This is a genomic window from Allobosea sp. LjRoot9, from assembly GCF_964252745.1.
GTDB lineage: Bacteria > Pseudomonadota > Alphaproteobacteria > Rhizobiales > Beijerinckiaceae > Allobosea.
Genome location: NZ_CAXUPC020000006.1, coordinates 95,166 through 106,345, shown reverse-complemented (window position 1 = coordinate 106,345; position 11,180 = coordinate 95,166). Strand labels below are relative to the sequence as shown.

Below are 11,180 nucleotides of genomic sequence, written 5' to 3'. Positions count from 1 at the left end.
AAACGGCTGAACGGCACCGTCGGGCTCGACGGTCCGCACATGAGCGATCCTGTTCTAGCTGTGAACGATCCAATGGGATCGGAAATTGCTCTAGCAACTGGAAGAGCTCGATGACATGCGGGCTCCATGCCAGCTTTACAGAGAACTTTGCGTGAGATCCTGCCGGCGAGGTTGTGGCCGGAGCGGTGGTTATGCGGCCTGCTCCAGCGATTTATCAGTCGCGCCGTCCATCCGGCCGATGGCGATCAGAACAGGTTCCAGCTCGCGCAGCGGCATCTCCTCGAACGGCAGGTTGACGAAGGCCGTGACGCGAGCGGTCAGGTCGCGATAGCTCTGCAGGAAGGCGGCACGTTTGGCCGCTTGCGGGCCCGAGACCGACGCAGGATCGTCCAGCCCCCAATGCACCCGCATCGGCACGCCAGGGAAAGCGGGGCATATCTCCTCGGCCGCGTCGTCGCAGACCGTAATGACGAGATCGAGTTCAGGGGCAGCGGTAGCGAGGAACTCGTCCCAGGACTTCGAGCGCATCGCCGAAATGTCATAGCCGAGGTCGGCGAGCAGGCCGAGAGCCAGCGGATGAGGCACCTCCTGCGGACGGCTACCGGCCGAATAGGCCTGGATCCGCCCGAGACCTTCACGATTCAACACCGCCTCCGCCATGATCGAGCGGGCCGAATTACCCGTGCAGACCACGAGCACGCGCAAGGGACGCTCGCTGGCAACAAACTCCCGGCGAGCCGGGACGGATAGCAAAATGGGCGCGCATCCCACAGGCCTCTCGCTGCAGCAGGCGTCGGAGAGGAAGGCGAGCAGCGCGTCGGCGCGCGGGGCCTGAGCGGCGAAAATGATGTGGCGGCCTTCCCGCCGCGACGCCAGCAGTCCGACCTGTTCGAGCGCGCCCAGATGGGTCGACAAAGTGTTGTGCGCCACGGCCAGCAGCCGGCCGATGTCTCCGGCGGCAAGCCCATGCGGGCGATACCGCATGAGCAGGCGGAAGATCTCCAGCCGCGTGGGCTGCGCCAGCGCGCCGAGCAGCGCCACTGCGTCGGGAGAATCCAGCCTCGATCCGTCAAGTCCTGGCGTCACGCCGCGTCGTCCCTTCTGCCCATATCCTTCCCGATTGCGTCGAGACGGTGCTGCAGCGCCATGCCTTGCAGCGTTGACAGCGGCAAGCTCGAAAAGATCGAGATCCGATTATTGAGCATGCGGTAGGCGTCCGCGAAGGCAAGCGCCTTCTGCACGTCTTCCCCTTCGACGGTGGCAGGGTCGGGCAGCGTCCAGAGCGCAGCCATCGGGTTGCCGGGCCAGGCGGGCGGCACCGCGTTGGCTGCGGTCTCGGACAAGGTGAAGACGAAATCGAGCTCCGGCGAGCCGGGTTGGGCGAACTCGTTCCAGCTCTTGGGATGCAAGCCCGCCATATCGTGATTCAGGGATTTCAGCAGCCGAGCAACGAATGGGCTGATCTCCGGCTGCGGTTGGCTTCCGGCGCTAAAGACCATGAACTTGTCGCCGGCGAGCCGCCGCATGATGGATTCCGCCATGATCGAGCGGGCGTGGTTGCCCTTGCAGACGAAGAGGACCTTCAGGGGAGCTGTTTCCATAGCTTGATCTCATTATGTCGGTTAAGGCCGACATAATAGCTGATTGATTTATATGTCGGAGTCAATCGACATATTGACATGTCATGTTGGTTCGGGCGATTGACCCATCAGGATCATCGTAGGGAGCATGGATCATGCGGGTCGGCATCAACGGCATGGGGCGCATCGGGCGCCTGGCTCTGAGGGCGGCACTCGGCGCCGCCGAGCGCCAGGGCGACGATCCGCGTGCAGGCAACCGGCTTGACGTCGTGCATCTCAACGAGATCAAGGGCGGAGCCTTGGCGACGGCCCATTTGCTGGAATTCGACAGCATGCAGGGCCGTTGGCGCGCCGACATAGGCCCAGAGAGCGAGGACGGAATCCGCATCGGCGAGCGCCGGATGGGCTTCTCGGCTCACGCTGCGCCCGGAGATATCCCTTGGGGCGACCTCGGCGTCGATGTCGTGCTCGAATGTACCGGCAAATTCCTGATGCCTGCGACGATCGAGGGGCATCTGAAGCGCGGTGCCAAACGCGTCATCGTCGCCGCGCCGGTGAAGGACGCGTCGGTCCTCAACGTGGTCGTCGGCATCAACGAACATCTCTACAAGCCCGATTTGCATCCGATCGTGACGGCCGCTTCCTGCACCACCAACTGCCTCGCCCCCGTGGTGAAGGTCGTTCATGAGAACCTGCGTATCCGCCACGGCCAGATCACCACGATCCACGACCCGACGAACACGAACGTTGTTGTCGATGCGCCGCACAAGGATCTGCGCCGCGCCCGCTCCGCCATGCTCTCGCTCCAGCCGACGACGACCGGCAGCGCCACCGCGATCGCGCTGATCTATCCTGAGCTCAAGGGAAAGCTCGACGGCCACGCCGTTCGTGCGCCGGTGCTCAACGCCTCGCTGACCGATTGCGTCTTCGAACTGGAGCGCCCGACGACGGCCGCCGAGGTCAACGAGTTGTTCAGGACTGCTGCGAAGGGGCCGCTCGCCGGCATCCTGGGCTTCGAGGCGCGGCCGCTGGTCTCGATCGACTACCAGCGCGACACGCGCTCCTCGATCGTGGACGGCCTGTCGACGCTGGTCACCGACGGCACCATGCTCAAGGTCTACGCCTGGTACGACAACGAGATGGGCTATGCCTGCCGCATGGTCGATCTCGCCTGCCATCTCGAACAGGTCGGGATCTGAGGCCCATGACCGAGGGCTCGCGCAACTATGCCATCGTCACCACCGCCTATTGGGGCTTCACCCTGACCGACGGCGCGTTGCGGATGCTCGTGCTGCTGCACTTCTTCAGGCTCGGCTATTCGCCGTTCACGCTCGCCTTCCTCTTCGTTCTCTATGAAGCCGCCGGCATCGCGGCCAACCTGATCGGCGGCTGGCTCGCGGCTCGCTATGGCATCACCCGCATGCTGGCGGTGGGGTTGACGACCCAGATCGCGGGATTCCTGCTGCTCTCGGGCCTTTCGCCGGACTGGACCGCGGCCGCCTCAGTGACTTGGGTCGTCATGGCGCAGGGAATCTGCGGGGTCGCCAAGGATCTGACCAAGACCGCCTCGAAATCGGCAATCAAGGTGGCGGAAGCCACCGCCAAGGCCGAAGACGCGGAGGGCCGCCTGTTCCGCTGGGTCGCCTGGTTCACCGGCTCGAAGAACGCGATGAAGGGCATCGGCTTCTTCCTCGGCGGGCTGCTGTTGGAGGCGCTGGGCTTCCCTGGCGCGCTTTGGGCGATGGCGGCCATGCTCGCATTGATCCTATTGGGCGTCGTCACCTCGCTGCCGGCGATGCTCGGCAAGGCCAAAGCCAGCAAGACTGCCCGCGAGCTCTTCGCCAAGAACCGGGCCGTCAACCTGCTGGCACTCGCCCGCGTCGCGCTGTTTGGCGCACGCGATGTCTGGTTCGTGGTGGGCGTGCCGGTGTTCCTCTATGCGTCCGGGTGGACCTTCACCATGGTCGGCACCTTTCTGGCGCTCTGGACTATCGGATACGGTGTCGTTCAGGCAGCGGCGCCCGCATTCGTGAAGAGGAGCTCCGACGGGCTTTCGGCGGAGGTGCCGGCGGCGCGGATGTGGTCTTTGGCCCTTGCCGTCGTGCCGGTGGCTATCGCCGCGGTCCTTGCCAGCACCGCTGGCCTGCCCGCTGACATGGTTTTGGTCGTCGGGCTATGCGTCTTCGGCTTCGCTTTCGCAGTGAATTCTTCAGTGCACTCCTACCTCATCCTGGCCTATGCCGGCTCTGAGAAATCGGCAGAGGATGTCGGCTTCTACTATGCGGCGAACGCGCTCGGCCGCTTCGCGGGGACGCTTCTTTCGGGCCTGCTCTACCAAGTCGGGGGCATCTCAGCCTGCCTGATCGGTTCCGCACTGATGTTGGCAGCCTGCTTCCTCGCGACGCTTGCACTGCCAAGACGCGGTACTCTTGTAGCTGCACAAGGCTGAAAGCAGCCTTCAACAGGTGCATCCCGCGGCTCGATCGGCGATGACTACGCGGAGCGAAGTGGATACCGGTTCGCTCGAGAACACTCTAGCGGCCGGCCGAGCGGTGGCGGATCGCGCGCTCCAGCGACAGGAGCCCGCCATTCGCCAGCACCGCGAAGAGCGCCAGGAACACGCCGATCGCCATGATCGTGTCGAGATCGCCCAGGCCCATCGCGTTGACGGCGGTGAAGCCCAGGCCCCGCTTCGAGGCGAACATTTCGCCGATCAGGACGCCGAGCAGGCTCAGCGAGAAACCGATCCGGATGCCGGCGACGAGTTCGGGAATGATCGCCGGCAGAACGACGGAGCGCACCGCCTCGAACGCGCTGAGCCGCATCACCTTGGCCGTGCGCAGATAGACCGGCTTCAATTGGGTGATGGCGTTGCGTGTCAGCAGCGTAATCGGCACGAGCCCATGCATGATGCCGAAGGCGACCTTCGCCGGCATTCCGAGCCCGAAGATCAGCAGCACCAGCGGATAAAGCGTCACCTTCGGCAGCGAGTAGAACGTCACCAGGATCGGCTCCATCACCTCCCCGACCGGTCGCAGCAGAGCGAGCACGACGCCCAGCCCGATGCCGAGCACGATCGACAGCACCAGCGCCCAGGCGAAGGCCGTGCCGGTCTCGACGACGTCGAGCCAGAAACGGCCGCTCCCCATCAAGACGACGAGCCGCGCCAGGGTCGCGGCGGGCGAACTGATTGCGCCCGATGCGGTGGCGAGGTGCAGGCCCTGCCAGCACAGGATCAGGACCAGGGCCAGCACGATCGGCGGCACGATGTTTCGCAAGGCTTCGCCTGGCAAGGTTTGGCTCGGCAGGGTTTTACTCGGCATGGCTTTGCTCGACAAGGTTTTGCTCGGCATCTTGGACCTCAGCGGCGCAGGCGCGATTGCAGGCGGCGGTCGAGCCTGTCGAGCGTCATGTTGACGACCGTGACCGCGATCACGATGAGCAGCATCAGCCCGTACATCTGCCGGTTTTCGAAATTGTTGTAGGCATAGGCGATGGCGTAGCCGAGCCCGTCGCCCGACAGGATGAACTCCGAGGCAATGACGCCGATGAAGGAATAGGCCACGCTCAGCCGCGCTCCGGTGAAGAAATACGGCGCCGCCGCCGGCAGCTGGATCAGGAGCGCGGTCTTGACCGGCGACAGGCGCATGATCCGGGCGGTGCGCAGCAGCACGGTCGGAATCCGGTCGAGGCCGTTCATCGTGGCGGTGATCATCGCTACGATCGAGAGCAGCACGGCGATGGCGATGATGGCGGCGCTGTTGACGCCGAACAGCACGATGAAGACCGGATAGAAGATGAAGGTCGGGACGGCGTAATAGCTTGCGAGATAGGGCTCGACCGCGCGCCGCAGGAAATCGCTGGCGTGGATCGCCACACCCAGCACGAACCCCGCCGAAATCGAGATCACGACCGAGATCATCACATTGGTCAGGGTCAGGGCGATCGCGCGGTTGAACTCGCCCGACCACAGGATGTCGCGGAGGCTGCCGACCATCTCGCTGGGCGGGATGATCACGGTCCTGGCGACCCAGCCCAAGGCGCAGGCCAGCTCCAGCGCCAGCACACAGGCCAGCACGACGGCCAGGGTGACAAGCGCACGATACCTCATCGCGGTCCGGCGCCTTGCGTCTGCATGTGCTTCATCGTCTCAGTGCGCAGCTTCTCCCAGATCCGGCCGGTCATCTCGCCGAAGCGCGGATCGGCGACGATCCGGCTGTCGCGGTCGCTGGGCCAGCCGGTCTCGATGATGTCGATGAACAGGCCCGGCCGCGCCGACATCACCCCGACACGGTCGGCCAGCATCGCGGCCTCGTCGAGCGAATGCGTGATCAGCAGCACGGTCGCCCTGGTCTCGCGCCAGAGCCGCAGCAATTCGTCGCCCATGATCAGCCGGGTCTGCTGGTCGAGCGCACCGAAAGGCTCGTCGAGCAGGATCAGCCGCGGCTGCAGCACGAGCGTGCGTGCGATGCAGACGCGCTGGCGCATCCCGCCCGAGAGCTGCGCCGGATAGGATTGCCGGAAATCGCGCAGACCCATGAAGCCGACGGCATAATCGACGCGGCGATCGATCTCGGCCTGGCCTATACCGGCCCGCTTCAGGCCGAAGGCGACATTGGCCTCGACCGTCAGCCAGGGAAACGAGGCATCCTCCTGGAAGACGACGCCGATGCCGTCGGGCACGCCGGCGATCGGCTTGCCCTCGAAGCTCGCCGTGCCTTCGCTGGGCGGGTTCAGCCCCGCCAGCACATCGAGCAGCGTCGATTTTCCACAGCCCGACGGACCGACGACCGAGAAGAACTCGCCCTGCCGGAGGTCGAGATCGATCGGCCCCAGCGCGTGCAGCGTCTTGCCGCTGCCGGGGAAGCGGTAATGGCGTGTCACGCCCCTGAGGCTCGCGGCCGGCGGCTCGGCTGCTTTCGGCGCGTCGCGCGACGCCAAGGCGAGGACCGTCATTGGTCGGCCTTGAGGTCGGCCGGCAGGAAGGAGCGGTCGATCAGCGCGCCCCAATCCGGCAGGGCCGAGATTTCGCCGACGAGCTTGAGGCCCTCGCCGATCCGGTTCAGCTCGGCCGTGCTGAAGGCGCCCTCGCTCCACATCTGCGGCTCGATCATGTTCAGCATCGCAACCTTGGCCAGGCCGGGATCCATGTTGAACTGCTTGGCGACCATGTCGGAGGCGGCTTCCGGCGCGCGGTAGATCGCCTGCACGCCCATGCGGCGGCCCGCGATCAGGGCCTTCAGCTGTTCGGGCTTGGCCTTGGCGAAGTCGCGGGTGGTGATGCCGACCGAAGTCGTCATCGCCGGCAGCAGGCCCTTGGCCGCGATCACCGTGCGGTAGCGGTCCCTACGCAGGATCGAGAGCGGCTCGATCAGGACGGCGGCCGAGACGGCTCCCTGTTCCAGCATGGTCAGCCCTTGCGTATAGCCGCCGGACGCTACGCGCTGGATCTTCGAGGCGTCGATACCCTTCGCCGCCAGCTCCATCAGGAAGACCATTTCGGAGGTCGATTTCGGCGAGGTGATCGCGACCTTCTTGCCGACGAGGTCCTCGAGGCTCTTGATCTCCGAATTCGGCATCGTCACCAGGCTGGCCTCGGCGACCGTGCGGGTGCCGGAATGGATCAGCACGACCGGCAGCCCCTGCCGGGCGGCCGCCAGGGCGGCGGCCGTGGCAACCTCGCCATAGGGCACATCGCTCGCCAGGATGTTGCGAACGCTCGTGCCGCCGCCACCCGAGCCGACCACGCCAGTCACGTCGATGCCGGCCTTCTTGAAATCGCCCTGCTCGATTGCAACAGCCACCGGAGCGCCATACAGGCTGGCGCCCCATTGCGTGATCGAGATTTCGACCGCGCCGGCCGCGCCGGACAGGATCGATGTCGCGGCGAACGCCACCGCCACCGCCAGGGATCGAGCCTTACTGCGTGTCTTGAAAGCCATACGATTTCTCCCGAAAATCGCCGCCCGCACTCCGAAGGGGAGAACGCGGCCGCAGTTGATAGCCAAAGCCCGTGGATAGCCAAGCCCCGTGATCAGCAAGGTCCCGCTCGCGGTCAGCAGGCCCCGACCGTACTCAGACCGTCTCGAAAACCTCGCTCAGCGTGATGCCCGATCGTCTCGACGACAGCTCGATGGCCGCGTCCAGATCGGCCGCTCCCGTCGCGTGAATGGTGTAGAGCGCCCCGCCGGCCGCGACGCGCTGTCCGACCGAGGTCGCAAGATCGATGCCTGCCGCCTTGACCGCCGGCGCGCCGGCGCTGCGCGCGACACCGGCCAGTTGCCAGCCGTCGATGGCGGTGACGCGGCCCGCCTGCGCCGCCCGCACGACATGGGTCAGGGGTCCCGGCTCGGTCCGGACTGTCCGTCCCTGCGCCGCCACGATACGGTCGAAGCGCTCGCGCGCCGCGCCGGACGCCAGCAGCGCCTCGGCTCGCGCCCGTCCGCGTGTGGAATCGCCGATCGCGGGATCGAAGGACAGGATCTCTGCGGCGAAGGTCAGGGCCTTTTCGCGCAGATCACTGGGGGCCGCCGGGTCGCAATCCAGCACCAGGCCGACATCGCGCAGTTCCAGAGCGGGCCCGATGCCGCGGCCGATCGCGCTGCTGCCGTCGGTGGCCAGCGCACGCACCGTGAGGCCAAGCCCGGCGCCGACCAGCTCGAAGACGCGGCAGAGTTCGCGCGCGTCAGTCAGGGTCTTCAGCTTGGCGTTGGGGCCGTAGGGACAATCGACCGCGACATGGGTCGATCCCGAGGTCCATTTCTTCGACATGATCGAGGCGACCGACCAGCGGTTGCTGTCGAGGCCGAGCGGCCGCGTAATCGCATTGACCACGTCGTCGAGCGCGGAATGGTTGAGCCGGCCGTTCCAGGCGATGCAGGCGCCGGTCTGACGCACGACGCGGGCGACATCGGCAGCCGTCAGGTCGACCCGGCAGGCGGCTTCCATCGCATCGGCCGTGCCCGATGCCGAGGTGATGGCGCGCGACGAGGTCTTCGGCATCAGCAGCCCATGGGCGGCGACGATCGGGACCACGATCAGGGTGATGCGGCTGCCGGGAATACCGCCGAGCGAATGCTTGTCGACGACGATCGGCGCGTCCCAGGCGATCCTGGCCATGAAGCGGCAGCGCGCCTGGGCGACGGCGACGACCTCGACATCGTCGAGGTTCTGGATCGTCTTGACCAGGAAGGCCGAGACCTCGCTCTCGGGATAGCGATCCTCGACGATGTCGCGGAACAGCGTCTCGTATTCGTCGGCGCATAGGCGCCCGCCATCGATCTTGCGGCAGAGCAGCGCGCGGCTGCCAGGTGTCGGCGTCCGCCTGATCGACACCCTATGGCCCTCCGGCAGCGCGAGCGTATCGAAGGCCTCGGTCGACAGACCGATCTCGTCGTCGCCGAGAAGCGTGCCCGGCTCGACCATGCTGACCGCGGCCCGCACGCTGCGCCCGGCGGCCATGAGCTCGATGCGCCCGCTGCCCGCATAGGTCGCAGCCGGCACCGCGCTGCTGTCCAGCGGCAGGAACGCCATGTTCGTGCGCCCCGCATGGATCGGCATGCGGCGCAGCGCCATGCGCGCGGCAGCGCTCTCGATCGCCGCGACAAGCTTCTCGATCCCGGCCTCGACGGTCGCATCATTGGCGACCGTCAGGAGCTCGATCCCCTCCGGCAGCGGATCGGGGCTGCGGTCGAGGCGCAGGTCGATCTCGGCGGCGGTCTCGCGGCCACGCGCCAAGAGGCGCTCCCGCAGCCTGGCGCGTGGCGCCGTGATCTCGACGACGACGAGGCGCGGCACGACGTCCACAAGCCCCACCAAGGCCCCGCGCGAGCCATTGGCGATGACATGGCGCCCGGCCTCCAGCTCGGCACGCAGCTCGATCGGCAGCCCATAGCTCAGCCCATGCGCCTGCCAGCGATGCAGAAAGCCGCCGGCCGCGACGCGGCGTTCGAACTCTTCGGGAGAGACGGGCTCGTGATCCTCGCCCGGCCCTTCCGCGCGCGTGATCGCCCGCCGGCAGGCGACATAGCGGCCCGATGCCGCAAGAGTGGCCATCGCACCGGCGATCAGCGTGTCCTTTCCGACACCGCTCGCACCAACAATGACGAAGAGAATGCCGGGTTTCATCGGGTTTCGTCCGCCTGCCTCGTCAGCGCGGCTCGTCGAGGCCGATATCGACCGCCGGCGCCGATTGCAGCGGCCGGCTCGTCGAGACGTAATCGACGCCGGTCTCGGCGATCGCCGCGATCGTATCGAGCCTGATCCCGCCCGAGGCCTCCAGCGCCGCCCGGCCAGCGACGAAGAGAACGGCTTCGCGCATCGCCGGGATCGCCATGTTGTCGAGCATGATCACATCGGCGCCTGCCGCCAGCGCCTCGCGGACCTGCTCCAGCCGGTCGCATTCGACCTCAATCTTGGTCAGCGCCGGAACCTTCAGCTTCGCCCGGCGAACCGCCTCAGAGATGCTGCCGCAGACCGCGATGTGGTTGTCCTTGAGCATCACGCCATTGTCGAGCCCGAGCCGGTGATTGAGCGAGCCGCCGCAGGCGGCGGCATGCTTCTCCAGCATCCGCAGGCCCGGCGTCGTCTTGCGGGTATCGAGCAGCCGCGCCTTGGTGTGGGCGATGGCGGCGGCATATTTCGCGGTCTCGGTCGCGATGCCCGACAGGCGCTGGACGATGTTGAGCGCCACGCGCTCGGCGGTGAGCAGGGCCTGGGCCGGCCCGCTGACGATCATCAGCACCGCGCCCTTGTCGACGGCTTGCCCATCCTCGACCTTCAGCTCCACCTGGCAGGACGGCTCGTAGCGCGTGAAGACAGCGGCGGCGACCTCGATGCCGGCGACCGTGATCGGCTCGCGCGCATTCATGTGAAAGGTAGCCTGGGCCTTGGGATCGATCATCAGCTGGGCAGTCAGGTCGAAGAAGCCGATGTCCTCCGCCAGCCAGAGGTCGATCATGCGAAGTGCGGAGAAGCGGTCATACATGCGTCTTGCCTCACGATGATGCGAACGGGTTGGATGCGAACGGGTTGCGGGTCAGAACATTTTCCTGAGAACGAAGATCGCCGCCGCCTGCTCGGCGGGATTGAGCTCCGCCAAGGTGCGGTGCGTGATCTCGCGCGCCCGCGGGATCATCTCGTCGAGCAGGGCCCGCCCCGCCGGCGTGATCGCGACCAGGACCTTGCGGGCGTCCTGGCGATCCTTGTCGAGGGTGATGCAGCCGCGCGCCTGCAGGCGCTCGAGAATGCCGCGGATCGTGCCCTGGTCGATCGCGGTGGCGGCGATGAGATCCTTCTGGGAGGCCTGGCCCTGGCGCTCGAGGGCGCACAAAGTCGCGAACTGGACCGCCGTCATCTGCGGGTCGCCGATGTGCTCCTGGAAGATCGCGAGATGCCGGTGATAGGCGCGCCGCAGCAGGTAGCCGATCTGCTCGGTGACGTCGTAAGGCGGCGTCGCGCGGGCCGCGTTCTCGGCGGCTAGTTGGTTCTCGACGGCTTCTTGCGCCGGTCCCGACTGTCCTGACGCGAGCATGCGAGTCCTTCCGCTGGGAGACACAGGTGCTTGTGAAAGACGCGAGTATTTGTGAGATGCGAGTGCTT

The 11,180-nt window shown here is 66.4% G+C and carries 11 protein-coding genes; 2 read left to right on the top strand and 9 right to left on the bottom strand.

Annotation, left to right across the window (positions count from 1 at the left end; all coding sequences use genetic code 11):
* Window positions 1-189 precede the first annotated feature (189 nt).
* Both ACSQ3P_RS21965 and ACSQ3P_RS21960 read right to left on the bottom strand, forming a co-directional pair.
* Window positions 190-1,041: a helix-turn-helix domain-containing protein gene (locus tag ACSQ3P_RS21965; RefSeq protein WP_436167609.1), complete on the bottom strand. Its 852-nt coding sequence runs from the start codon at window positions 1,039-1,041 to the stop codon at window positions 190-192.
* A gap of 41 nt (window positions 1,042-1,082) precedes the next feature.
* Window positions 1,083-1,601, bottom strand: coding sequence for an arsenate reductase ArsC (locus tag ACSQ3P_RS21960; RefSeq protein ID WP_436167608.1), 519 nt, complete (start codon window positions 1,599-1,601; stop codon window positions 1,083-1,085).
* 134 nt (window positions 1,602-1,735) lie between these two features.
* Between ACSQ3P_RS21960 and ACSQ3P_RS21955 the strand changes: the two genes are divergently transcribed.
* Window positions 1,736-2,779 (top strand): ArsJ-associated glyceraldehyde-3-phosphate dehydrogenase, encoded by a 1,044-nt coding sequence (locus tag ACSQ3P_RS21955; RefSeq protein WP_436167607.1) that lies wholly within the window; start codon window positions 1,736-1,738, stop codon window positions 2,777-2,779.
* 5 nt (window positions 2,780-2,784) lie between these two features.
* Window positions 2,785-4,029 (top strand): organoarsenical effux MFS transporter ArsJ, encoded by a 1,245-nt coding sequence (gene arsJ, locus ACSQ3P_RS21950; protein ID WP_436167606.1) that lies wholly within the window; start codon window positions 2,785-2,787, stop codon window positions 4,027-4,029.
* Window positions 4,030-4,114: 85 nt separating this feature from the next.
* On the opposite strand, the gene ACSQ3P_RS21945 is transcribed toward arsJ, so the two are convergent.
* The 7 genes from ACSQ3P_RS21945 to ACSQ3P_RS21915 form a co-directional block, all read right to left on the bottom strand.
* Window positions 4,115-4,903 (bottom strand): ABC transporter permease, encoded by a 789-nt coding sequence (locus tag ACSQ3P_RS21945; protein ID WP_436167605.1) that lies wholly within the window; start codon window positions 4,901-4,903, stop codon window positions 4,115-4,117.
* Window positions 4,904-4,941: 38 nt separating this feature from the next.
* Window positions 4,942-5,691, bottom strand: coding sequence for an ABC transporter permease (locus tag ACSQ3P_RS21940; protein ID WP_436167604.1), 750 nt, complete (start codon window positions 5,689-5,691; stop codon window positions 4,942-4,944).
* Window positions 5,688-6,536 carry an ABC transporter ATP-binding protein gene (locus tag ACSQ3P_RS21935; protein ID WP_436167603.1) on the bottom strand — a complete coding sequence of 283 codons (849 nt, stop codon included), beginning with the start codon at window positions 6,534-6,536 and terminating at the stop codon, window positions 5,688-5,690. Before ACSQ3P_RS21935 ends, ACSQ3P_RS21940 begins: the two co-directional genes overlap by 4 nt.
* The gene (locus tag ACSQ3P_RS21930) at window positions 6,533-7,522 is read right to left on the bottom strand and encodes an ABC transporter substrate-binding protein (RefSeq protein ID WP_436167602.1); all 990 of its coding nucleotides are present in this window, start codon (window positions 7,520-7,522) and stop codon (window positions 6,533-6,535) included. Before ACSQ3P_RS21930 ends, ACSQ3P_RS21935 begins: the two co-directional genes overlap by 4 nt.
* A 133-nt stretch (window positions 7,523-7,655) precedes the next feature.
* Window positions 7,656-9,707 (bottom strand): phosphonate metabolism protein/1,5-bisphosphokinase (PRPP-forming) PhnN, encoded by a 2,052-nt coding sequence (phnN, locus tag ACSQ3P_RS21925; protein WP_436167601.1) that lies wholly within the window; start codon window positions 9,705-9,707, stop codon window positions 7,656-7,658.
* A 22-nt stretch (window positions 9,708-9,729) separates the two neighbouring features.
* Window positions 9,730-10,566 carry a carboxylating nicotinate-nucleotide diphosphorylase gene (gene nadC, locus ACSQ3P_RS21920; protein WP_436167600.1) on the bottom strand — a complete coding sequence of 279 codons (837 nt, stop codon included), beginning with the start codon at window positions 10,564-10,566 and terminating at the stop codon, window positions 9,730-9,732.
* A 51-nt stretch (window positions 10,567-10,617) separates the two neighbouring features.
* Window positions 10,618-11,112 carry a MarR family winged helix-turn-helix transcriptional regulator gene (locus ACSQ3P_RS21915; RefSeq protein WP_436167599.1) on the bottom strand — a complete coding sequence of 165 codons (495 nt, stop codon included), beginning with the start codon at window positions 11,110-11,112 and terminating at the stop codon, window positions 10,618-10,620.
* Window positions 11,113-11,180 lie beyond the last annotated feature (68 nt).